The sequence below is a fragment of the Bradyrhizobium sp. MI1.7 genome (genome assembly GCF_055811795.1).
In genome coordinates this window covers 15,123-37,698 of the sequence record NZ_JBVVPO010000079.1, presented here as the reverse complement: position 1 = coordinate 37,698, position 22,576 = coordinate 15,123, and the positions used below count along the sequence as shown (strand labels likewise).

The 22,576-nt window shown below is 64.8% G+C and carries 19 protein-coding genes; 10 read left to right on the top strand and 9 right to left on the bottom strand.

The window, feature by feature from the left end:
* From AC0L3X_RS40330 to AC0L3X_RS40290, 9 genes are all read left to right on the top strand, one after another.
* On the top strand, positions 1–489 hold a 489-nt coding region (locus tag AC0L3X_RS40330; protein WP_473317367.1), incomplete at its 5' end, for an oligopeptide/dipeptide ABC transporter ATP-binding protein.
* Entirely contained in the window at positions 486–1,475 is a 990-nt protein-coding gene (locus AC0L3X_RS40325; RefSeq protein ID WP_085404388.1) for an ABC transporter ATP-binding protein, read from the top strand. The genes AC0L3X_RS40330 and AC0L3X_RS40325, both read left to right, overlap by 4 nt.
* A gap of 87 nt (positions 1,476–1,562) precedes the next feature.
* On the top strand, positions 1,563–3,368 hold the full coding sequence (locus AC0L3X_RS40320) for a gamma-glutamyltransferase family protein (protein WP_063984750.1): 1,806 nt from the start codon (positions 1,563–1,565) through the stop codon (positions 3,366–3,368).
* Positions 3,369–3,377: 9 nt separating this feature from the next.
* The gene (locus tag AC0L3X_RS40315) at positions 3,378–4,088 is read left to right on the top strand and encodes a DUF1028 domain-containing protein (RefSeq protein ID WP_063984751.1); all 711 of its coding nucleotides are present in this window, start codon (positions 3,378–3,380) and stop codon (positions 4,086–4,088) included.
* Positions 4,085–5,074, top strand: coding sequence for an ABC transporter ATP-binding protein (locus AC0L3X_RS40310; RefSeq protein ID WP_063984752.1), 990 nt, complete (start codon positions 4,085–4,087; stop codon positions 5,072–5,074). Before AC0L3X_RS40315 ends, AC0L3X_RS40310 begins: the two co-directional genes overlap by 4 nt.
* The gene (locus AC0L3X_RS40305; RefSeq protein WP_063984753.1) at positions 5,074–6,174 is read left to right on the top strand and encodes an ABC transporter ATP-binding protein; all 1,101 of its coding nucleotides are present in this window, start codon (positions 5,074–5,076) and stop codon (positions 6,172–6,174) included. The genes AC0L3X_RS40310 and AC0L3X_RS40305 overlap by 1 nt, the downstream gene beginning before the upstream one ends.
* Positions 6,175–6,197: 23 nt before the next feature.
* Entirely contained in the window at positions 6,198–7,709 is a 1,512-nt protein-coding gene (locus AC0L3X_RS40300; protein WP_063984754.1) for an ABC transporter substrate-binding protein, read from the top strand.
* A gap of 31 nt (positions 7,710–7,740) precedes the next feature.
* Positions 7,741–8,682, top strand: coding sequence for an ABC transporter permease (locus AC0L3X_RS40295; RefSeq protein ID WP_231144406.1), 942 nt, complete (start codon positions 7,741–7,743; stop codon positions 8,680–8,682).
* A gap of 3 nt (positions 8,683–8,685) precedes the next feature.
* Entirely contained in the window at positions 8,686–9,573 is an 888-nt protein-coding gene (locus tag AC0L3X_RS40290; protein ID WP_039151440.1) for an ABC transporter permease, read from the top strand.
* A 116-nt stretch (positions 9,574–9,689) separates the two neighbouring features.
* On the opposite strand, the gene cnbZ is transcribed toward AC0L3X_RS40290, so the two are convergent.
* The 9 genes from cnbZ to AC0L3X_RS40245 form a co-directional block, all read right to left on the bottom strand.
* Positions 9,690–10,436, bottom strand: coding sequence for a 2-amino-5-chloromuconate deaminase CnbZ (cnbZ, locus tag AC0L3X_RS40285; protein ID WP_063984756.1), 747 nt, complete (start codon positions 10,434–10,436; stop codon positions 9,690–9,692).
* A gap of 9 nt (positions 10,437–10,445) precedes the next feature.
* Positions 10,446–11,696 carry an adenylate/guanylate cyclase domain-containing protein gene (locus AC0L3X_RS40280; RefSeq protein WP_063984757.1) on the bottom strand — a complete coding sequence of 417 codons (1,251 nt, stop codon included), beginning with the start codon at positions 11,694–11,696 and terminating at the stop codon, positions 10,446–10,448.
* Complete coding sequence (locus AC0L3X_RS40275) at positions 11,693–12,082, bottom strand: response regulator (RefSeq protein WP_014496960.1); 390 nt, start codon at positions 12,080–12,082, stop codon at positions 11,693–11,695. The genes AC0L3X_RS40280 and AC0L3X_RS40275 overlap by 4 nt, the downstream gene beginning before the upstream one ends.
* Positions 12,079–14,676: a sensor histidine kinase gene (locus AC0L3X_RS40270; protein ID WP_063984758.1), complete on the bottom strand. Its 2,598-nt coding sequence runs from the start codon at positions 14,674–14,676 to the stop codon at positions 12,079–12,081. The genes AC0L3X_RS40275 and AC0L3X_RS40270 overlap by 4 nt, the downstream gene beginning before the upstream one ends.
* 150 nt (positions 14,677–14,826) lie before the next feature.
* Entirely contained in the window at positions 14,827–17,922 is a 3,096-nt protein-coding gene (locus AC0L3X_RS40265; RefSeq protein ID WP_354131740.1) for a MexW/MexI family multidrug efflux RND transporter permease subunit, read from the bottom strand.
* 70 nt (positions 17,923–17,992) lie between these two features.
* A complete protein-coding gene (locus AC0L3X_RS40260) occupies positions 17,993–19,186 on the bottom strand; it encodes an efflux RND transporter periplasmic adaptor subunit (RefSeq protein ID WP_231144405.1) in 1,194 nt (397 codons plus the stop codon).
* Between the two features lies 1 nt (position 19,187).
* Positions 19,188–19,889 carry a TetR/AcrR family transcriptional regulator gene (locus AC0L3X_RS40255; RefSeq protein ID WP_084795235.1) on the bottom strand — a complete coding sequence of 234 codons (702 nt, stop codon included), beginning with the start codon at positions 19,887–19,889 and terminating at the stop codon, positions 19,188–19,190.
* Between the two features lie 141 nt (positions 19,890–20,030).
* Complete coding sequence (locus tag AC0L3X_RS40250) at positions 20,031–20,621, bottom strand: thiamine pyrophosphate-dependent enzyme (RefSeq protein ID WP_063984762.1); 591 nt, start codon at positions 20,619–20,621, stop codon at positions 20,031–20,033.
* Positions 20,618–21,160 carry a phosphonopyruvate decarboxylase gene (locus tag AC0L3X_RS40245; RefSeq protein ID WP_063984763.1) on the bottom strand — a complete coding sequence of 181 codons (543 nt, stop codon included), beginning with the start codon at positions 21,158–21,160 and terminating at the stop codon, positions 20,618–20,620. Before AC0L3X_RS40245 ends, AC0L3X_RS40250 begins: the two co-directional genes overlap by 4 nt.
* A 108-nt stretch (positions 21,161–21,268) precedes the next feature.
* On the opposite strand from AC0L3X_RS40245, the gene AC0L3X_RS40240 reads away from it, so the two are divergent.
* Entirely contained in the window at positions 21,269–22,501 is a 1,233-nt protein-coding gene (locus tag AC0L3X_RS40240; RefSeq protein ID WP_063986564.1) for a cytochrome P450, read from the top strand.
* The last annotated feature ends 75 nt before the right edge of the window (positions 22,502–22,576 follow it).

Sequence of the window (22,576 nt, the reverse complement as noted above, 5' to 3'; positions counted from 1 at the left end):
GCGCTGGCGATCTGCGCCGAGCCCGAACTGATCATCGCGGACGAGCCGACCACCGCGCTCGATGTCTCCGTGCAGGCGCAGATCATCTCCCTGATCAAGCGGCTCGGGCGCGATCACGGCACCGCCGTGATGCTGGTGACCCACGACATGGGCGTGATCGCGGAGACCTCCGACCGCGTCGCGGTGATGTATGCCGGCCGCGTCGCCGAGATCGGCCCGGTACAGGACGTCGTCAGGAATCCGCTGCACCCTTACGCCAAGGGCCTGATGGGCGCGATTCCGACGCTTGCCGGGGACGACAAGCGCCTGGTGCAGATCCCCGGCTCCATGCCGCGCCTATCGGCGATCCCGCGTGGCTGCTCGTTCAATCCGCGCTGCGCCTTCGCCTTCGATCGCTGCCGGGTTGAACGGCCGGAGCCACTATCGCGCGGCACACAATCCGTTGCCTGCCATCTCTACGACACCGTGCCTGCGGAGAGCGCGGCATGAGCACGCCTTTCGTCCAGGCCACAAATCTGCGCCGCGTCTTCGACGTCTCAAAACCCTGGCTCAACCGCGTGCTCGAAGGCGGGCATCTCGAATATCTCAAGGCTGTCGATCACGTTAGCTTCGACATCAGGAAGGGCGAGACCTTTGCTCTGGTCGGCGAGTCCGGCTCGGGCAAGACCACGGTGGCGCGAATGGTGGTCGGCCTGCTGCCGCCGAGTTCCGGCAACGTGCTGATCGACGGCATCTCGATGACCGATCCACGGCAGGCGCAGGCGCGGCGAAAACTGCGCCGCCGCATCCAGATGATCTTCCAGGACCCCTATGCGAGCCTGAACCCGCGCTTCCGGGTCGATGCCATCATCTCCGAGCCGATCCGCGCTTTCGACCTGATCCAGGGCGAGCGCGATATCCAGGCGCGCGTCGGCGAATTGCTCAGCCTTGTCGGGCTGCATCCCGACGACCGGTTGAAATTTCCACACGAATTCTCCGGCGGCCAGCGCCAGCGCATCGCGATCGCGCGAGCGCTCGCCTCCGATGCGGAGTTCATCGTCTGCGACGAGCCGACCTCGGCGCTCGATGTCTCCGTGCAGGCGCAGATCCTGAACCTGATGCGCGACCTCCAGGACAAGTTCGGCCTGACCTACATGTTCATCAGCCACAACCTCGCCGTGGTCCGCCACATGGCGAGCCGCGTCGGCGTGATGTATCTCGGCCGCATCGTCGAGATCGCGGAGGGACGCGAGCTGTTCGCCAGACCGCGCATGCCCTACACCAAGATGCTGCTGGGCGCCGTGCCCGATCTCGCAATGTCGGGCCGCCAGCGTATTCCGGTGAAGGGCGAGATCCCGAATCCGATCAATCCGCCGCCCGGCTGCGCCTTCAATCCGCGCTGCCCGCTGGCGTTCGATCTCTGCCGCAAGGAAGCCCCGGAACTGATCGCCGGCGTCGCCTGCCATGCGGTGAACACCGCGCCGGTCCCGGCGTGACGCGCGCGTGCCATGCGGTCCACGCATTGGCGGCACGGCATCGCCTGTGATCAATTGCGCGCGCGACAAATAAGGTAGCGAAATCCCATGGCCAGCAACGTCAATCCCGATCCCTTCACGACGCGCCCCGAGATCGAGGGCACATTCGGGGTCGTCGCCACCACACACTGGATCGCGACCGCGGTCGGCATGGCCATCCTGGAAAAGGGCGGCAATGCCTTCGACGCCGGCGTCGCCACAGCGTTCACGCTCCAGGTCGTCGAGCCGCATTTGAACGGCCCGGGCGGAGACGTGCCCATCATCGTGCATGACGTCAAACGCGCACGCACCGAGGTGATCTGCGGCCAGGGCCCGGCGCCGGCGCGCGCCACCATCGCCCACTACAAGAGCGAAGGCCTCGACATGGTGCCCGGCACCGGCCTGCTCGCGGCCTGCGTCCCCGGCACGTTCGAATCCTGGATGATGCTGCTGCGCGACTACGGCACGATGCGCGTGCGCGACGTGCTGGAGCCAGCCATCTCCTACGCGCGCGACGGCTATCCGCTGGTCGAGCGCGCCTGCGCCACGATCCAGACCGTCGAGCAACTGTTCCGCAAGCATTGGCCGACCTCGGCCGCGGTCTATCTGCCCAATGGCGAAGTGCCGAGGCCCGGCACGCTCTTCACCAACAAGACGCTGGCTGCGACCTACGCCCGCATTCTCAGCGAAGCCGAGAGCGGCGGCGGTGACCGCGACGCCGAGATCGAGCGCGCGCGAAAGGCCTGGTCGCAAGGTTTCGTTGCGGAAGCCATCGACAAGTTCTGCCGCACCCAGGAGGTGATGGATGTCAGCGGCTCGCCGCATCGCGGCGTGCTCTCGGCCGACGACATGGCGCGTTGGCAGCCGACGATCGAGGCACCGCTCACCTACGACTACGGGCGCTACACGGTCTGCAAAGCCGGCGTCTGGAGCCAGGGTCCGGTGACGCTCCAGCAGCTCGCGCTGCTCAAGGGCTTTGCGCTCGACGGGCTCGATCCGACCGGGCCGGAATTCATCCACCTCCAGATCGAATGCGCCAAGCTGGCCTTCGCCGACCGCGAAAAATTCTACGGCGATCCCAAGTTCAGCGAGATCCCGATCGCGACGCTGCTGTCGGATGCCTATAACGACGAACGCCGCAAACTGATCTCAGAGAAGGCATCGCTCGACTTCCTCCCCGGTTCGGTCGAAGGTTTTGGCGGCGTGGTCAAGCTGCGCCGCGCCGAGGGGCAGCGCGAGGCGGTCGGCGCGCTTGGCGCGGGCGAGCCGACAGTCGGGCGTTTCGGCGAAGTGCGCGGCGACACCGTGCATTTCGACATCATCGACAAGGCCGGCAACATGGTGTCCTCGACGCCATCGGGCGGCTGGCTGCAATCCTCACCGATTATTCCGGAGCTCGGCTTCTGCCTCGGCAGCCGCGCGCAGATGTTCTGGCTGGAGGAAGACCATCCCGCAGCGCTTGCGCCGGGCAAGCGGCCGCGCACGACGCTGTCGCCGACCATGGCGCTACGCGACGGCGAGCCGTATCTGGCCTGGGGCTCGCCCGGCGGCGACCAGCAGGATCAGTGGATCACGCAGTTCTTCCTACGGCACGTCCATTGCAACCTCAATCTCCAGGAAGCGATCGATGCGCCGGCCTGGCACTCCGAGCATTTCCCGATCTCGTTCTGGCCGCGCACCGCGCGCCCCGGCGTGCTCGTGGTCGAGAACCGCGTGCCGAAGGCGACGATCGAGAACCTTCGCGAGCGCGGACACATTGTCGAGGTCGGCCCCGACTGGTCGGAAGGTCGCCTCACCGCGGCCTCGCGCGTCGGGGTGCGCCGCCGCGCCGCCGCCAACCCGCGCGGCATGCAGGGCTACGCCGCAGGGCGCTGAAGGCAGCACATGACCTGGTCGATCATCGCGCGAGACCCTGCCACCGGCCAGTTTGGCATCGCGGTAGCGACCCGCTTCTTCGCTGTCGGCGCGCGCGTGCCCTACATCGCGGCCGGTCTCGGCGCCATCGCGACCCAGGCCTTCGTCAATCCCTATTATGGCATCGACGGCGTCAAGCTGCTGCGCGAGGGCCTGAACGCGCATGACGTTCTCGCCACCCAGCTCGCGACCGACGACGGCCGCGAGAGCCGCCAGATCCACATCATGGACGCCAGCGGCGCGATCGCCGCGCATACCGGGCGCGACTGCGTCGACTGGTGCGGACACATCGCCGGCAGCGGCTTCTCCATTGCCGGCAACATGCTGGCCGGCGCCGACGTGCTCGACGAGACCGCGAAGACCTATATCGCCAATGACAGCCTGCCCTTCCCGCGCCGCCTGCTCGCCGCCATGCGCGCGGGCGAGGCCGCCGGCGGCGACAAGCGCGGCAAGCAATCCGCTGCGCTCCTGATCCACGGCGAGGAGGAATGGCCGGCGCTGGACATTCGCGCCGACGATCATCCCGATCCGCTGGGCGAACTCGAACGGCTGGAGCGCGTCAGTCAGGAACTCTGGGTGCATTTCCGCTCTTCCATGCCGACGCGGCAGAACCCGGCAGGCAACACCGATCGCAGCGTCATCGACGCCAGCATTGCTGCGAGCCGAGCAAGGCAATCATGAGCGCAAGTCCTCTCATCGAGATCAAGGATCTGCGCATCCGCTTCCACGGCGACGACGGCCGCGTGACCCACGCCGTCGACAGCGTCGATCTCAGCGTCGCCAATGGCGCGACGCTCGGCCTCGTCGGCGAATCCGGTTGCGGCAAGAGCGTGACGTCGCTGGCGATCATGGGTTTGCTGCCGAAGCAAAGCGCGGAGATCTCGGGCGCAATCCGCTTCGACGGCTTCGACCTGCTGAAGACTCCTGACCAGACGCTGCGCGATCTCCGCGGCAACCGGCTCGCGATGATTTTTCAGGAGCCGATGACGTCGCTCAACCCGAGCTTCACCATCGGCGACCAGATCATCGAGACCATTCTGCGCCACCGCGGCGGCTCACGGCGCAGCGCGCGCGAGCGGGCCATCGAGCTCTTGCGCCGCGTCCACATCCCCTCGCCGGAGCGGCGGATCGACGAATATCCGCACAAGCTCTCCGGCGGCATGCGCCAGCGCGTGATGATCGCGATGGCGCTGGCCTGCGACCCGCGGCTGCTGATCGCGGACGAGCCGACCACCGCGCTCGACGTCACCCTGCAGGCGCAGATCTTGGAGCTGATGCGCGAACTGAAGGCGGCGAGCGGCGCCGCCATCATCCTGATCACCCACGATCTCGGTGTTGTCGCCGAAGTCTGCGACGAGGTCGCGGTGATGTATGCCGGCGAGATCGTCGAGCGCGCGCCGGTCGACGAGCTGTTCGCGATGCCGCAGCATCCCTACACCGTCGGCCTGCTGGGCTCGATCCCGCGGCTCGACCACCGCGCCGAGCAGCTGGCCACGATCGAAGGCATGGTGCCGAACATGGCGCAGCCACCCGCCGGCTGCCGTTTCGCCGCGCGCTGCCCCTTCGTGCTGGACGCCTGCACGGAGGTGCCGCCACCGCTGGTCGAGGTCAGCCCCGGCCACCTCTCGCGCTGCATCCGCGCACCGCTCGAACTTCTGGTGTCGTGATGGCGCTTCTCGAGGTCGAAGGCCTGGTCAAGCATTTTGTCGCCGGGCGCTCGCTGTTCGGCCGGGCACTGGGGCATGTCAAAGCGGTCGATGGCGTCAGCTTCTCTCTCGACGCCGGCAAGACGCTGGCCCTGGTCGGCGAATCCGGTTGCGGCAAATCCACCGTCAGTCGCCTGGTGCTGCGGCTGATCGAGCCGGATGCAGGCACGGTGCGTTTCGCCGGCCGTGACCTGCTCTCGCTGGACGCCGCGGCGCTCCGCGCCTTCCGCCGCGAAGCACAGATCATTTTCCAGGACCCCTACGCCTCGCTCAATCCGCGCATGACGGTCGGCCAGATTCTCACCGAGCCGCTGGCGCTGCACGATCTGGTACCGCCGGCGCAACGGCGCGAGCGCGTCGCGGAAATCTTGCGGCTGGTCGGCCTCGAGCCACGGCTCGAGCGGCGTTATCCGCACGAATTCTCCGGCGGCCAACGCCAGCGCATCGCCATTGCCCGCGCGCTCGCGGTCGAACCAAAACTGATCATCTGCGATGAGCCGGTCTCGGCGCTGGACGTCTCGATCCGCTCGCAGATCCTGAACCTGCTGCGCGAGCTTCAGGACCGGCTTGGGCTGGCCTATATCTTCGTCTCGCATGACCTCGCCGTGGTCAAGCACATCGCCGACCATGTCGCCGTGATGAATCTCGGCCAGATCGTCGAGACTGCCGAGGCGGACGCCCTGTTCGCGGCACCCCGCCATCCCTACAGCCGTGCGCTGCTGTCCGCGATCCCCATGCCTAAACCGCGGGCAAAGCGCAGCCGAATTGTGCTGCAGGGAGAGATCCCCAGCGCACTCAGCCCGCCGCCGGGTTGCCGCTTCCACACCCGCTGCCCCTACGTGATCGACCGCTGCCGCAGTGAAATGCCGCAGCTCGTGCCGGATGGCATCGGACATGCAACGGCCTGTCACCGAACGTCGGAACTGCCGTCCTCCGCGGCGATCGTCCCGTCCGACGGCGGCTTCTCGCCGGTCCTTGAAAAATTGGTCGCCGCCTTCAGCGGGGGCCCGGAAGCAGTCCGCGGCAGCGGGGTTAGTTCATTGGGAACGGACCCGGCATAGCCGCAAAACAGAGGTTGAGAGCGATGAGTTTCATGCGTTTGACAATCCTGGCGTCGGCTGTGCTGACGTCGCTCGCGGGCGCAGCCCAGGCTCAGACCACGCTTCGCATCGGCATCGCCGAAGACCCCGATATCCTCGATCCCAGCATCGGCCGCACCTATGTCGGCCGCATCGTCTTCTCCGCCTTCTGCGACAAGCTGTTCGACATCGACGAGAAGCTCAACATCGTGCCGCAGCTCGCGCTGTCCTACGAGACTTCGGCCGACGGCAAGGAGATGACGATCAAGCTCCGGCCGAACGTCAAATTCCATGACGGCGAACCGCTGGACGCCGAAGCCGCAAAGTTCTCGATCGAGCGTCACATGACGCTGCCGACCTCGTTCCGGAAGTCGGAGCTTGCCAGCGTCGACCATGTCGAGGTGGTCGATCCCCTGACCATCAAGCTGGTGCTCAAGACCCCTTACTCGCCGCTGATCGCCCAGCTCACCGACCGCTCCGGCATGATGGTCTCGCCGAAGGCCGCGAAGGAGGCGGGCGACAAGTTCGGCCTGCATCCGGTCTGCGCCGGCCCCTACAAATTCGTCGAGCGCGTCCAACAGGACCGCATGGTGTTCGAGAAGTTTGCCGACTACTGGAACAAGGACAACATCCATATCGACCGCGTCGTGTTCCTGCCGATTGTCGACGCGACGGTGCGCCTTGCCAACCTCAAGTCCGGCGGGCTCGATTTGATCGAGCGCGTGCTGGCCACCGACATCAAGGATGTGCGCGCCGATCCCAAGCTGGTGCTGTCGACGGCGCCCGAGCTCGGTTATCAGGGCCTGACGATCAATATCGGCAACGACAAGACCAAGGGGCCACTCAGCCAATCCGCGAAGGTACGCCAGGCACTCAGCCTGTCGATCGATCGCGAGGCCATCAACCAGGTCGTATTCAACGGCGAGTTCACGCCGGGCAATCAATGGGTCAGCCCGACGCATCCATACTATCAGAAGGCTTTCCCCATTCCGGGTCGCGACATCGCCAAGGCCAAGGCGCTGTTGAAGGAAGCCGGTGTCAGCCTGCCCGTCACCGTCGACTACATGGTACCAAAGGGCACCGAGTACGAGGCCGTCGCCCAGGTCGTGCAGTCCATGGCCGCCGAAGCAGGCTTCGACATCAAGGTCCGCGTCGTTGAATTCGCGACCACCTTCAAGCAGGCGCAGGCCGGCGAGTTCCAGGTGTTCCAGATCAACTGGAGCGGACGCATCGACCCGGACGGCAATTCCTACATCTTCATGCGCAGCAAGGCGCCGCAGAACGACGGCGTGTATTCGAACCCCGAAGCCGACAAGCTGATGGAAGACGGACGGGCGACGTCCAATGTCGAGGAGCGCAAGGCGATCTACGGGAAGCTGACCAAGATCCTGCTCGACGACCTGCCGATCATCTACATCTATCATCGTACGCTCCTGATCGCGCATACGAAGAAGCTCGAGGGCTACCGGCAGATGCCTGATGGCCTCGTGCGCGTGGTCGGGCTGAAGTTCAAGTGATCGCGGCATCACTCGGGAAACGCGTGGAGCCATGCTGAACTTCCTCGCCCGCCGCATCGCGCAGATCGTGCCGACACTGTTCTTCGTGTCGGTGCTGATCTTCTCGCTCCAGCAATTGCTGCCGGGCGATCCCGCGCTGGTGATGGCCGGCGAGGAGCGCGATCCCGCAGCGATCGAGCAGATCCGGCAGCAGTACAAGCTCGATCAGTCGATCCCCGTGCAATATGTCTACTGGCTCAAGGGAGTCCTCACCGGTAATTTCGGCGAGTCGCTGCGCAACAAGATGCCGGTGCGCGAGTTGATCGCCCAGAAACTGCCGGTGACGCTCCAGCTCGGCTCAATGGCGATCCTGATCGCGTTCCTCATCGGCATTCCCGCCGGCATCATCTCCGCGGTGAAGAAGGGCACGGTTTGGGACTATGGCGCCAATCTGTTCGCGCTATGGGGCATCTCGACGCCGAATTTCTGGCTCGGAATCCTCATGATCTTCCTGTTCTCGATTCACCTGGGCTGGCTGCCGGCCTCAGGCTATGTGCCGCTCACGGAGGACTGGCGCGCGAGCCTGGCCGCCACCATCATGCCGGCCTTCGTGCTCGGCAACGCAATTTCAGCGGTCCTGATGCGGCACACACGCAGCGCCATGCTCCAGGTTCTGGAGAGCGACTATGTCCGCACCGCGCGCGCGAAAGGTCTCTCCGAGCGCTCGGTGATCCTCAAGCACGCGATGCGCAACGCGCTGACGCCGATCATCACCCTCGGCGCGCTCGAGCTCGGCACGCTGTTGTCGGGCGCGGTGCTGACCGAGCAGATCTTTTCCATTCCCGGCTTCGGCAAGCTGATCGTGGACGCCGTCTTCAACCGTGACTATGCGGTGGTGCAGGGCGTGGTGCTGGTGACGGCCACAGTCTACATCACGCTCAATCTCGTCGCCGACGTCGCCTATGTCCTCGTCAATCCGCGGCTGCGAGGTTAGACGATGACCGACGCCGCACTGCCAGCCAGTCCCGCCACCCAGGCCTACGAGCTGGACAGCCCGGCCCGCCGTGCGCGGCGGCGCCTGTTCAAGCGCAAGGCCGCGGTCTTCGGGCTTGTCGTGATCACAGCCTTCATCCTGCTTGCGGCCCTTGCGCCGCTGGTCGTGCCCTATGATCCCATTGCAACGAGCTGGAGCCTGGTGCGCAAGCCGCCCACCGCCGCCCACTGGTTCGGCACCGACGATCTCGGCCGCGACATCCTCAGCCGCGTCATCTACGGCGCGCGGGCCTCCCTGATGGCGGGTCTGATCTCGGTCGCGATCGCGCTCGGGATCGGTGTCCCTCTTGGTCTCCTCGCCGGCTATCGCGGCGGATTTGTTGACGCGCTGATCAGCCGGATCACCGATGCGATGTTGGCCTGCCCGTTCCTGATCCTGGCGATCGCGCTGGCCGCCTTCCTCGGTCCCAGCCTCGGCAACGCCATGATCGCGATCGGCATCTCGGCAACGCCGATCTTCATCCGCCTGACGCGCGGGCAGGTGCTGAGCGTCAAGGCCGAAGACTATGTCGAGGCGGCGCGCGCGCTCGGCAATCCGCCGTGGCGGATCGCGTTCTCGCACATCCTGCCGAACATCCTTCCCGCGCTATTGGTGCAGGCGACGCTGTCGATCGCCGCCGCCATCATCGCCGAAGCCGCGCTGTCGTTCCTCGGCCTCGGCCAGCAGCCGCCGGCACCGTCCTGGGGCAGCATGCTCAACGCGGCGCAGCGCTTCCTGACCCAGGCGCCGTGGATGGCGATCTGGCCGGGCCTTGCGATCTTCCTCGTGGTGCTGTCGCTGAACCTGCTCGGCGACGGCCTGCGCGACGCGCTCGACCCGCGCCAGCGCTAGCAGTCCCTCAGGTGAGGAGCGCGTTCTTACGCGCGTCTCGAACCATGAAGGCCCGACTGTCACCTGGAGCCATCGTTCGAGACGCGGCCTGACGGCCGCTCCTCAGGATGAGGACCTCAAATCACGGTCTCGCGCATCACGCGACGGCAATCCATCTCGTATTCGAGGTCGACCACCGGCGGACGGGCGAAATGCCAGGTCAGGCCGGAGCGCAGCGCGCCGTGGCGGACCAGCTCGTCGACCAGCGCGTGGTGGAAATCGTGCACGGAATAGGCCTGCACGCCGGTGGTGTCCTTCCAGCCGAAGCCGAAGGCCGTCATCCGGTTCTCCATCTGCGACGTCGTGGTGAACCGCACCTTCTCGCGAAGACCCTCCGGGCTGAGGTCGCGGTAGCGCACCGTGCGCTCGACATAGGTGCCGCCGCCCTCGCGCGCCTCGGCGCCACCGGCGATCACGAAGCTTGGTGCCTTCGAGGTTGTCGGACGCGTGAAGGAGAAAGCATAGAACGACGGCTCGGACGGCGGATCGATCTCCGGACAGACATTGCTGCGCGCCACCGGATTGGTGGTGCCGTCGAAGATGCCCCATTCGGACAGCGTCTTCACATAATGCAGGTTGAATGCGCGAAAGCCTTCCTCGCTGAAGGCCGCCGGTGAGCGCAACTCGCAGGCACAGAACGCCGTCAGCGGACGCCCTGCTTCCTGGATATACTTCGCCGCGAGCGCAAATCCCTCGGCCAGCGGCACCAGGCGATCGAACCGAACCCGCTCAATCTCGTATCCGTCGTCAGCGGCGGCACCCGCCGAATACTGGAACACGGACGGAATGAACCGATAGTTGCCGGCGGAGAAATCACCAATCATGTCGAACTCCTAATCCAGTTTCATGCGGATGCCCTTGGCACCGTTGAGCAAGCGCTTCAGGTGAAAGCCGGCCAGGGAATCGTCGGCGTGCATCCCGACCAGCGCGGCAAAGGCCGGCATGGCCGCGACGTCGCCGGCTTCCATCTTGGCAAAAGCCTCGGAATATTGCGCCGTCCTTGGCGCTTCGAATTTATCCTGCGGCAACGGTTCGAACGCACGCAGCGGTTCGCTGCGTCCGCGCAGCATCAGATCACCCACGGGACGGCCTTGAAAATGCTCGGCAGCCTTGGCGACGCTGGCACTGGCGCAGATGCGTGTTCCCAGATGCTTGTTGGCGGCCTCCAGTCGCGCCGCGATGTTGATGGTGTCTCCATAGGCGGTGTAGTCGAAGAAGCGGTTGCCTCCGAAATTGCCGACCAGTGCCGGCCCGGCGTGAATGCCGATGCGGGTGGTGCCGAAATTCACGCCCACGGCCCTCTGGCGCGCGCAGAAATCCTGTGCCCAGGCATCGAGGTCATGGGCGCAGGCGACCGCACGCGTCGCATAGTCCGGCTGATCGCCGGGCGCATTGAAGAGCACCTGGATCGCATCGCCGATGATTTTTGCGACCGTCCCCTCATGCGCGAAGATGGTTTCGGTCATCCCGCCGACATATTCGTTGAGGAGCGCGCCGAGCGTCTCGGGCGGCGCGCTCTCGACCAGGGAGGTGAACCCGGTGATATCGGTGAAGATGGTGGCGACATCGCGCCACTGCACCTCGATCCCCTCACCCTCGCCGCCCGCCACCAGACGCTTGGCGAGCTCGGGCGAGAAATGGCGCGACAGCGCGGCATGGGCCCGCTCCGCCTCCATCTGACGGCGCCGCACCTCGCGCAGCATCTCGATATGGCGAATGGTCTTCTCGATCGTGGCTTCCAGGTCGGCGAAGTCGATCGGTTTGGTGAGGAAGTCGAACGCGCCGCGGTTCATGGCGGTGCGGATGTTGCTCATGTCGCCATAGGCCGAGACGATGATAGTCGACTTCTTGTCCTCGGCCTCCTGGAGCTTCGCCAGCAGCGACAGCCCATCCATGCGCGGCATGTTGATGTCGGAGACCACCATGTCGACATGCGGGTTCTGCTCGAGGGACTCCAGCGCCTCGACGCCGTCGCGTGCAAACATGATGTCGACGAGCCCGTCGCGGATCTGCCTGCGAAACTTCTGCAGGATCAGCGCCTCGAGGTCTGGCTCGTCATCGACGAAGAGGATGGTCGAAGTCATGCGGCTTGCTCGAGCCTCGTGTCGATCTCCTGCCGCAGCAGCGCAAAATCGATCGGCTTGGTGAGGAGCCCGATGGCGCCACGCTCGATCGCCTTCCGGCGCGTCTCGGCGTCACCATAGGCCGTGATCATGATGACGGGAACGTCCGGATGCTCGGCGCGCACCTTGGGCAGCATGTCGAGCCCGCTCATGCCGGGCATGTTGATGTCGGACAGGATCAGGATCAACGAGGGGTCGCGCACCTCGGAGGCGAGCCTGAGCGCATCGGACGCGGACGGCGCGAATTCCATCTGGAAGCGTCCGGCGCGCAGGTCACGCCGGAACTGCTGCCGGAACAGCGCCTCGACGTCGGGCTCGTCATCGACGACCAGGATGTAAACGTTCAATTCTTGCCTCCGGGAGTATCGTCCGCCGCCATCTGGCGCGGCAGCGTGATGATGAATTCGGTGAATACACCGGGCTCGGTGTTCACGTCGATCGTGCCGCCGTGCTGCTTCACGACGATGTCATGGCTCATGGACAGGCCGAGCCCGGTGCCCTCGCCGGCCGGCTTGGTGGTGAAAAACGGATTGAACAATTTCGCCTTCACCTCGGGCGGAATCCCTGTGCCGTTGTCGCGGATCCGGATCTCGACCTTGTCGCCGAGGTTTTTGGTGGCCGCGTTCAAGGTGGGCTCGAAGCCGTCCGTCGCGCTCTCCTTGCGCTTGGCCGCAGCATAGAAGCCGTTCGAGATCAAATTGAGCAAGACGCGCGCGATCTCCTGCGGATAGACATCGACCGTCCCGGCCCCGGGATCGAACTCGCGCTCAAGCGTGACGTTGAAGGCGGGCCGTTCCGCGCGCGCACCGTGATAGGCGAGATTGAGGCTTTCCTCGACGACGGCATTGATATCGCTGGGGCGATGCTCGCCGGAACCCGCGCGCGAATGCAGCAGCATGTTCCTGACGATGGAATCGGCGCGCTTGCCGTGCTGCACCACCTTTTCCAGATTGCTCCTGAGCATGCCGGTCAGCTCGTCGACCTCCTCCTTCGTCTTGCCGTCGAGCGAAGCCGATTGCAGGGCCTGGTTGAGTTCATCGATCAGCTCGGTCGAGACCGAGGAGAAATTGTTGACGAAATTGAGCGGGTTCTTGATCTCGTGGGCGATCCCCGCCGTGAGCTGGCCGAGGGAGGCGAGCTTCTCGGTCTGGATCAGGCGATCCTGCGCGGTACGCAGATTGTCGAGCGACTGCGACAGCTCCGTGGTACGCTCACGAAGCTGCTTGAGCAGTCGAGCGTTCTCGATCGCAATCACAGCCTGTTTGGTGAAATTCTCAACCAGTGCGATCTGCTTGTCGGCGAACGGACGGACCTCCTTGCGATAGACCGCGATCGTGCCAATCAGCTCGTTCTCCTTCAGCATCGGCACGATGACGATCGTACGGGCGCCGGCGACGTCTGAGATCGCGCGAACGGCAGGCCCACCAGCAAGATAGGCAGGTGTGTTTCGCACATCGTGAACGTGGACGACCTCACGTGTCCTGACGACCTCGGCGAGCGCGCTGTTCGGACGAGGTCGGATTTCCACATCTTTTCGCGAAGCAGCGAACGCAGCCGGCACATTGTAATCCGCCGCAATCGTGAAGCTTTCACCGTCCCAGAGATTCATGACGCCGAAACTTGCGCCACAGACCCGCGTCGCATTTTCGAGCATTTTGTAGAACACGGGAGCGAGTTCGCCCGGAGAGGAACTGATGACCTCCAGCACCTCAGAAGTCGCCGTCTGTTGCTCGAGCGTTTCGGACAATTCAGCCGTCCGCCGCTCGACCTTGTTTTCCAAATCCGCATAGGATTCCTGCAACCGCGCGCCCATGTCGTTGAACTGGTCGGCGAGTCCTTCGAGCTCGTCGCCGGTCTTGATCGAGATGCGCTGCGAGAAATCGCCGCCGCCGATCCGCTCGGCGCCGCTGCGCAGGGCCTGGATCGGTCCGACCATGCGGCGTGCGAGAAAAATCCCGGCGAGCACCGCGAAGATCGACGCTGCGAGCAACACGATCGCCAGCCGCTGCAGCGAAGCATAGAGCGCCGCATAGGCCTCCTCGACCGGCAGCTCGACGAGCATGGTCCAATGCAGCGGCTCGATCGGGGCCGATGTGGTCAGCACCTTCTGCCCCTGGATATTGCGCGCTTCGGGGAGCGCGTCGGACAGGGTGCCGCCTCCAGCCTGCGCGGCGCGCACCTGGGCGAGGCCCGACATGTCGGTGTTGCGCAGCACCAGGCTGATGTCGGGATGCGCGATCAGGCGTCCCTCCGGGCCGACCACATAGGCGTGCCCGTGTTCGCCGACCTTGATCTGGGACACGACGTCCCAGATCAGCTTGAGATTGACCTCCGCGATGCTGACGCCGGCATCCTTGCGCGCGCCGGCCAGCGCGAGCGTCATGTAGGGCTCGGACTCCCTGCGGAAATAGACCGGGCCGTAATAGACCTTGTGCGCGACCGCCTCGGTGAACTTCGGGTCGGCCGACAGGTCGATCCCGCTGTCGGTCGCGTCCATGGCCAGCCGCGAGACCCGCAAGCGCTCCTTGCCGGTCGCATCCACCTGGGCGAGCTCTGTGACCGCGGGCACCTGGCGCAGCAGCCGTTGTGCGTCGAACCGGCGCTGCTCGATCGAGCCCGCCGACCAGGGCAGCTGCGTGGTCCAGCCTAGCTGGCTCTCGATCTCCTTGACGAACTGGCCGATCTTGGCCGCGGCCGCCTCCGCCTGCTCATGCTGGACCCGGATCAGCGCGGCCTTGTGCTCGCGATAATAGAAGAAGACCTCGAACAGCCCGTTGGCCAGCAGCGCAATGGCGACGACGGCCACGAAGAGCGCGACATATTTGGTGAAAAGCCGGGTCCTGATCCCGCGCCCCGCCGCCTCGCCGGGCACGACGCCAGCCGCGGCCGCGCTCGGCGCCGTCCTGGCTTGCGGGGTGTCGGGGTGGAGGGAGATGCTCATCCCGGCGAATCTAGCAAGAAGGCCGGAACTTGTCTCTCGCCAACGCGGAAAGGGCTCCCCCTAAGCCTGACGGCGTCCGCAGGCTGCGGGGCAAATGAAAAGGGCGGCAACGGATGCCGCTGCCGCCCTTCTGGTTCGCTGACCTGCGGCTCAGGTCGGTCGCAGCGCCTTGGAATTGAGGTCGAGATCGTTGACCTCCTTGTTCCGCTCGGAATCGGCCGCCGCGCGGTGGTCGGTTGCCAGCACGACGTAGACCGCGGGCAGCACGAATAGCGTGAACAGCGTACCGATCGACATGCCGGCGACCACAACGAGGCCGATCGAGAAGCGGCTGGCCGCGCCCGCGCCGGACGCAGTCAGGAGCGGGATCAGGCCGGTCACCATCGCGGCCGTGGTCATCAGGATCGGCCGCAGACGAATACGGGCCGACATCTCGATGGCCGAGCGGCGGTCGAGCCGCTCGTTGACCTGGAGCTCGTTGGCGAACTCCACCATCAGGATGCCGTGCTTGGTGATCAGCCCGACCAGCGTCAGCAGACCGACCTGGGTGTAGATGTTCATGGTCGCCATGCCAAAGAACAGCGGGATCAGCGCACCCACGATCGCCATCGGCACCGAGATCATGATCACGAACGGGTCACGCAGGCTCTCGAACTGCGCCGCCAGCACCAGGAAGATGATGATCAACGCAAAACCGAAGGTGATCGCAAGCTGGTTGCCCTCCTGCACGTATTGCCTGGAGTCCGCGAGATAATCGTGGCTGAAGCCGGCCGGCAGCTTCTTGGCCTCGCCTTCGAGGAAGTCGACCGCCGATCCGACCGTCACGCCGGGCATCGGCACAGCCGAGAACGTCGCCGAATTGAGCTGATTGTAATGCGTCAGCGAATTCGGATCAGTCTTGGTCCTGACCGAGACCACGGTCGACAGCGGGAGCTGCTGGCCCGTGTTGGTCGTCACATAATAGCCGCCGAGCGATTCCGGCGAGAGCCGGCTGCTGCGCGGCACCTGTGGGATCACCTGGTAGGACCGGCCCTCCAGATTGAAGCGGTTGATGTAGTTGCCACCGAGCAGCACCGCGAGCGTAGAGCCGAGGTTCTGCATGTTAACGCCGAGATCCTGCGCCTTGGTGCGGTCGATCGTGACCTCCACGTTCGGCTGGTTGTAGGCGAGGTCGCTGTCGGAGACGATGAACATGCCGCTCTTGCGCGCGGCGTCCTTCAGCTTCTCCATCTGCTCATAGACCGTCTGGAAGCCCGCGGTGGAATTGATCACCATCTGAACCGGCAGACCGCCGGGGCCACCCGGCAACGGCGGCAGGTTGAACGCGAAAGCCTGCACGCCCTCGATCTTGGAAAGCTCGGCCTGCACCAGCGGCTTCAACTGGATCGACGAGCGCTTGCGCTCGTCCCACGACTTCAGCAGCATGCCGGCGATGCCGCCCTGCGGGCCGTTGATGCCGTTCAGCACGAAGCGCAGATCGGTTTCGGGGAACTTCTGGAATTTCTCGTCGAGCTTCTCGCCGTAGAAATCGACATAGTCGATGTTGGCGTATTTCGGCGCCTTGGTCACCGCGAACACGATGCCCTGGTCCTCCTCAGGCGCCAGCTCCTTCGAGGTGTGCATGTAGAGGAAGCCGACCAGCCCGAGGATCGTCACCGCGAACAGACCGGTGATCGCCTTGTAATCGAGCGAGCGGTCGAGCCTGCGCCCATACCAGCGCGTCAAAGCGCCGAACACCTTGTTGACCAGCTTGGCGAAGCGGCCCTCTTCGGTATTCTTGAGCAGAATAGAGCACATCATCGGCGACAGCGTCAGCGCGATCACACCTGACACGATCACCGAGCCCGCGAGCGTGAAGGCGAATTCGCGGAACAGCGAACCGGACAGGCCGCCGAGGAAGCCGATCGGCGCGTACACCGCCGCGAGCGTGATGGTCATGGAGATGACCGGCCCAACGATTTCGCGCGCGCCTTCCAGCGCCGACTGAACCGGCGTCTTCCCCTCCTCCAGATGGCGATGGATGTTCTCCACCACGACAATGGCGTCGTCGACCACGAGGCCGATCGCGAGCACCATCGCGAGCAGGGTCAGAAGGTTGAAGCTGAAACCCAACGCCAGCATCAAGGTGCAGACGCCGATCATCGACAGCGGAATGGTGACGACGGGAATGATGACCGAACGGAGCGAGGCCAGGAACAGGAAGATGACCACGATCACGATGATCACGGCTTCACCCAGCGTCTTCTCCACCTCGTCGATCGAAGATTGGATGAACTTGGTCGAGTCGTAGGCGACCTTCATCTTCATCGACGGCGGAAGATTGCGCTCGAGTTCGGGGAACAGCGCGCGCACGCCCTTGACCAGCGTCAGCGGGTTGCCCTGCGGCGTCGCGTTCACGCCAATGAAGATCGCATGCTCGCCATTGAAGGCGACGCTGGCATCCGTGCTTTGGGCGGCGAGTTCGACTGTGGCGATGTCCTCCATCCGCACAAAGCCGCCGTCCTTCGCCTTGACGATCATCTTCCTGAACTGGTTGACGTCAGTCAGGCTGGTGTTCGTCGAGATGTTGGAAACGATCAGATAGCCCTTGGTCTGCCCCGCTGCGGACTGGAAGTTGTTGGCGGCGATCGCGGCGGCGACATCGGCCGGCGACACGTTGCGGCCGGCCATCTTCATGGGATCGAGCCACAGCCGCATCGCAAAGGTCTGGCCGCCCAGAATGTCGGCCGAGGCCACGCCGTCGACCGTCGACAGCACCGGCTGCACCACACGCGTCAGATAGTCTGATATCGCCGAGCCCGACAGCTCCTCGGAGGAGAAGCCGAGATACATCACGGCCGTGGTCTGGCCGGTGGTCTTGGTGACGATCGGGTCGTTGGATTCCTTTGGAATCAGGTACTTGACCGAGTTGGTCTTGGCGAGCACCTCGGTGAGCGCCTGGTTCGGATCGAAGTTCAGCTTGATGTAGACCTGGATCGTCGAGGTGCCGAGCACCGAGGACGAGGTCATGTAGTCGACGCCTTCGGCCGAGGCGACCGCCTGCTCGATCGGCGTCGTGATGAAGCCCTGGATCAGGTCTGCGGACGCGCCGGGATAGACGGTCGTGATGTTGATGACCGTGTTCGACAGCTTCGGATATTGCCGGATCGGCAGCACCATCGCCGCGCGCAGGCCGATCAGCAGGATCAGCAGACTGACGACGACCGACAGGACCGGTCGCTTGATGAAAATATCGGTAAAGCGCATCGCGGCGATCTCGATTTCTTTGTCTCAAGAAAAGTGATCCGGTCGAGCCGGATCACTTGGATGGTGTTGATCAGTAGCGCGGCGGCTGCGCCGGGATCTGCGGAGCCGGGTCGGTCGAAATCGACACCGGAGCGCCCGATTGCAGCTTGAGCTGGCCAACGGCGACGACCTTGTCGCCCACCTTCACGCCCTTGATGATTTCGACGCGACCGTCGACCCGGCTGCCGGTCTGCACGAAGGTGCGCACTGCGGAGAGGCTGGTCTTGCCGTCCTCTTCCTTCTTCTCGGTGATCACGAACACGGAGTCGCCGTAGAGCGTGTAATCGACCGCCGTTTCCGGCACGGTGATCACGGCCGGCTTCGCCGGCAGCACCACCGTCGTGGTCACGAACATGCCCGGCTTCAGGATCTTCTCCGGATTGGCGACCGTCGCCTGCACGCGGATGTTGCGGGTGTCGGCCGCGACCTGCGGCTCGATCGTGGTGATCTTGGCATCGAAGGTGCGGCCGGGGTAGGCGTCGACCTTGAGCCGGACCGGCTGGCCGACCTTGAGGTTGCCCGAGTCCTTTTCGGTCACCGTGAAGTTGGCCCACAGCTCCGACAGATCGGTCAGCGAGACGATCGCCGTGCCGGCCGTCAGGTACTGGCCGACTTCGACCTTGCGGACGCCGAGATCGCCGGAGAACGGCGCACGCACCAGCTTCTGCGAGATCACCGCCTCGGTCTTGGCGATGCCGGCCAGCGCCTGATCGTAGGCGGCCTGCGCGTTATCGACGGTCGCCTGCGGGCCGAACTGGCGCGATGCCAGCTGCTTGGCGCGGTCGAGCGAGAGCTGTGCGACGGTTGCCTGCGCCTTGTAGTTGGCGAGGTCGCCCTGCTCCGGCATGTCGAAGAACTGCACCAGTGGCGTGCCGGCATCGACATGCGTACCCGGCTCGAACTTGATCTCGGTGACGCGGCCATTGACGTCGGCGCTGACGTCGACCTGGTGCACGGCGGCAAGGCCGCCGACTGCGGTGAGCAGGTTCGGGACCACCTCGGACTTCGCCTCGGCCGCGCTGACCGCGGTCGGCGGCGGCTTGTTGTTGGCGAAGAACTGCTTGATCATCTGGCCGCGGAAGTAATTGAACCAGACGAGGCCGCCAACGAGCACGCCCAGGAGCGTGCCGACGATGATGAACCACAGCACTGGCCTAACCGGACGCCGGCGAGCCTTGGTGTCGATCGGTTCGCCCGAAATCTTGTGTTCGGTTACGATGTTCATGTCATGCGCTTTCTGCAATCGCCGTCTTGCCCGCATCCGCGGCCCGATCGCGGCCCAAATGCGAAGCAATTGCGGCGTCGTTAAGTCCGATACCCCTCAGGAGAAACTCACAGAGCTGCCGCTCCAGATCGTTCGCCTTGCCGTAGACGAGGCAGGGCGTGGCCGGCAGCCTGGTCAGCGCAGCCATCATCACCGAATGATGCGCGAACCAGAACAGGTTGAGCGGATCGCCGCTGAACGGTCGCGCGTCACCGCTGGCAACCGCACGCTCGAGCGAGGCGAGGAAGACCGCCCCGATCAGCTTCTCGATCTTGGCATATAGCAGACGGGCGAATTCGCCGTCATCCAGATGGCTGGTGGCCATCAGTCGCAGGCGCTGCGCCTCTTCCTGATCGGGCCCGTCGGCGATGTGGAGGAAATGCTGGACCATGCCACGGATCAACTCGACCAGCGTGGCCGTCGAGGGCTCCCGTTCGAGCAGGTCCATCAGTGCCGGATCGGCTTCGCATTCGTCGCTGAGGATTTCGGCGTAGAGCGCCGCCTTGGACGGAAAATGCTTGAACAGCAGCGCCTCGGAAATGGCAGCGGCGGCCGCCACGCTCTTGGTCGTGGTGCCGGTATAGCCGTGTCGGGCAAAGCAGCGTTTTGCGGCACCGAGGATCAATTGACGCCTCAGGTCGCTCGTCATTCGCAGTGAGCTCATGTTAGTGAGTAAGCACTCACCCACGCAAAAGTCAAGCAGAATGCTGCGACGCAACCTACGTGGGTACAAACTTGTTGGAAAATGGCCACACTTCCCCGCCCGGAGGGCCGGGAACGTTGCTCAGGACGGAGCCAAGCAGGGCTAGATCGGCTGGAAGCCGAGATCGCCACGGATCCGGTTGACGATGTAAGTCCCGTCCCGGACTGGGAGAATCCGGTCCAGGCTGGCGCTATCGATCTTCACATTGGCAAATCGCGGCCCCGCCGAGACGTTGTGGACGGCTTTGGCGAAGGCCTCGACCTCGGCCATGGTCGAGATCGCGCGGGAGTCCCCGATGCCGCAGGCCCTGGCGACGCCGACGAGGTCGGCAGCCGCGGAGGTGTGGCTGGTCTGGCCACCGGTCTCGCCATAGGCCTCGTTGTCGAGCACCACGATCGAGAGGTTGGACGGCTTCTGCAGGCCGATGGTGGCAAGGCTCCCCATCCCCATCAGCATCTCGCCGTCGCCGGTGATGACCAGCACCGGCAGTTTTGGTTGCGCCAGCGCCAGGCCAAGCCCGATCATCGCCGCGCCGCCCATGCCGCCCCAGAGGTAGAAGTTGCGCGCGTGGTCGCCGGCGGCACACATGTCGTTGGTGGAGGCCCCGAGGCCGCCGATCGCAACGACGTCCTTGCGGTTCGCAAGCAGGGTGGACACCACCTGGCGGCGGTCGAGGAGGTTGGCCTTGCTCATTTGGTGAAAACCTTCGCGCCGATCAGGCGCTGCGACAGCAGGACGGCGGTGGGCGTGAGCGCGTTGTAGGCCTGCGCTGCGGCTGCCTCCATCACCGCCGGCACCTCGGCCGCATTGGACGCGCGCAGCACCTGGACGCCCGAGAGTTCGAACACGCCCTGCGTGGTCGATCCCATCGGCACCTGCCATGGATTGAACTCGCCCCACTCGCCGCGCATGGTCACGAGCGTGAGGAACGGAAAGCGCAGGATCGGGATCAGCGACAGCATGTTGATGCAATTGCCGACCCCGCTCGACTGCATCAGCAGCACGCCACGTTGTCCGCCCGTCCAGGCCCCGGCCAGGAGCGCGACGCCCTCCTCCTCCGTCGTCAGCGGAATGCCGCGCATCGTGGATGAGGCCAGCACGCGCTGGATCAGCTTCGAATGGCCGGCATCGGGCACGTACGGCACCTGCCGGACGTCGAAGCGTTGCAATGTCGCGAAAATATCGTCGGGCCAATTCGGGGCCGTGTCGGCAGCGTCAGCGCGGGCGTGCATTTTCCTGTCCGGTCGGCTTGCAAATCACGACACGACTGTAGACGGTGAGCCGAGCCGCTCGAAAGAGCGAAAACAGCATATCGGTCTCAACCGGCGAGTATGGCGGCGATGAACGCAAGTGCGAAAGAACTGGCGGCCAATTTCGATCTGGAGAAGCTGACACCCGAATTCTACGACGATCCCTACCCGACTTATCGTGCACTGCGGGACAACGAGCCGGTCAAGCGCCTTCCCAACGGCACTGTGTTCCTGACCCGCTATGACGATCTCGTCACCACCTACAAGAACACAAAGTCGTTCAGTTCGGACAAGAAGCGCGAGTTCGCGCCGAAATACGGCGACACCCCGCTTTACGAGCACCACACCACGAGCCTCGTCTTCAACGACCCGCCCGCCCACACCCGCGTGCGCCGCCTGATCATGGGCGCGCTGTCGCCGCGCGCGATCGCGGGGATGGAGCCTGATATCGTCAAGCTGGTCGACGGCCTGCTCGATGCCATCGCCGCCAAGGGGACTTGCGAGCTGATCGACGACTTCGCCGCGTCGATCCCCATCGAAGTGATCGGCAATCTGCTCGACGTTCCCCACGACGAACGCGAGCCGCTGCGCGACTGGTCACTGGCGATCCTCGGTGCGCTCGAGCCCGTGGTGTCGCCCGAAGTGGCTGCGCGCGGCAACAAGGCGGTGAAGGACTTCCTCACCTATCTCGAAACCCTGGTCGCGCGCAGGCGCCAAAAGCCCGGCAATCCCGAGCGTGACGTGCTGACGCGCCTGATCCAGGGAGAAGGCAACGGCGAGGAGAACGGCGAGCGGCTGACCGAGAAGGAGCTGCTGCACAACTGCATCTTCCTGCTCAATGCCGGGCACGAGACCACCACCAATCTGATCGGCAACGGCCTCGTCGCGCTGCACCGGAATCCGGACCAGAAGCAGCGGCTGATCGAAAACTCCGACATGATCAAGACTGCCGTCGAGGAGATGCTGCGCTACGAGAGCTCGAACCAGCTCGGCAACCGCATGACGACAGAGAAGATCGAGCTCGGCGGCGTCATGCTCGACGCCGGCACGTCGGTGACGCTGTGCATCGGGGCGGCCAACCGCGATCCCGCCCAGTTTCCGGAGCCCGAACGCTTCGACATCGCGCGCACGCCGAACCGGCATCTCGCCTTCGCCACCGGCGCACATCAATGCGCCGGCATGGCGCTGGCGCGGCTCGAAGGCGCGATTGCGATCTCGCGCTTCCTGGCGCGCTTCCCGAATTATGCCGTGAGCGGCCGTCCGGTGCGGGGCGGACGGGTGCGGTTCCGCGGCTTCCTGAGCGTGCCCTGCTCCATAGGTTGAGGCCCGCGCGCATCATTTCGAACGAGCCACGCATTAGATCTGTTAGAATGCGCAAGACACGTGAGCTGGAGTGAC

What these genes read in the sequence shown, in the direction of transcription:
- AC0L3X_RS40325 (WP_085404388.1), top strand. Translation starts at nt 486, where the DNA reads ATGAGCACGCCTTTCGTCCAGGCCACAAATCTGCGCCGCGTCTTCGAC.
- AC0L3X_RS40320 (WP_063984750.1), top strand. Translation starts at nt 1,563, where the DNA reads ATGGCCAGCAACGTCAATCCCGATCCCTTCACGACGCGCCCCGAGATC.
- AC0L3X_RS40315 (WP_063984751.1), top strand. Translation starts at nt 3,378, where the DNA reads ATGACCTGGTCGATCATCGCGCGAGACCCTGCCACCGGCCAGTTTGGC.
- AC0L3X_RS40310 (WP_063984752.1), top strand. Translation starts at nt 4,085, where the DNA reads ATGAGCGCAAGTCCTCTCATCGAGATCAAGGATCTGCGCATCCGCTTC.
- AC0L3X_RS40305 (WP_063984753.1), top strand. Translation starts at nt 5,074, where the DNA reads ATGGCGCTTCTCGAGGTCGAAGGCCTGGTCAAGCATTTTGTCGCCGGG.
- AC0L3X_RS40300 (WP_063984754.1), top strand. Translation starts at nt 6,198, where the DNA reads ATGAGTTTCATGCGTTTGACAATCCTGGCGTCGGCTGTGCTGACGTCG.
- AC0L3X_RS40295 (WP_231144406.1), top strand. Translation starts at nt 7,741, where the DNA reads ATGCTGAACTTCCTCGCCCGCCGCATCGCGCAGATCGTGCCGACACTG.
- AC0L3X_RS40290 (WP_039151440.1), top strand. Translation starts at nt 8,686, where the DNA reads ATGACCGACGCCGCACTGCCAGCCAGTCCCGCCACCCAGGCCTACGAG.
- cnbZ (WP_063984756.1), bottom strand. Translation starts at nt 10,436, where the DNA reads ATGATTGGTGATTTCTCCGCCGGCAACTATCGGTTCATTCCGTCCGTG.
- AC0L3X_RS40280 (WP_063984757.1), bottom strand. Translation starts at nt 11,696, where the DNA reads ATGACTTCGACCATCCTCTTCGTCGATGACGAGCCAGACCTCGAGGCG.
- AC0L3X_RS40270 (WP_063984758.1), bottom strand. Translation starts at nt 14,676, where the DNA reads ATGAGCATCTCCCTCCACCCCGACACCCCGCAAGCCAGGACGGCGCCG.
- AC0L3X_RS40265 (WP_354131740.1), bottom strand. Translation starts at nt 17,922, where the DNA reads ATGCGCTTTACCGATATTTTCATCAAGCGACCGGTCCTGTCGGTCGTC.
- AC0L3X_RS40260 (WP_231144405.1), bottom strand. Translation starts at nt 19,186, where the DNA reads ATGAACATCGTAACCGAACACAAGATTTCGGGCGAACCGATCGACACC.
- AC0L3X_RS40255 (WP_084795235.1), bottom strand. Translation starts at nt 19,889, where the DNA reads ATGAGCTCACTGCGAATGACGAGCGACCTGAGGCGTCAATTGATCCTC.
- AC0L3X_RS40250 (WP_063984762.1), bottom strand. Translation starts at nt 20,621, where the DNA reads ATGAGCAAGGCCAACCTCCTCGACCGCCGCCAGGTGGTGTCCACCCTG.
- AC0L3X_RS40245 (WP_063984763.1), bottom strand. Translation starts at nt 21,160, where the DNA reads ATGCACGCCCGCGCTGACGCTGCCGACACGGCCCCGAATTGGCCCGAC.
- AC0L3X_RS40240 (WP_063986564.1), top strand. Translation starts at nt 21,269, where the DNA reads ATGAACGCAAGTGCGAAAGAACTGGCGGCCAATTTCGATCTGGAGAAG.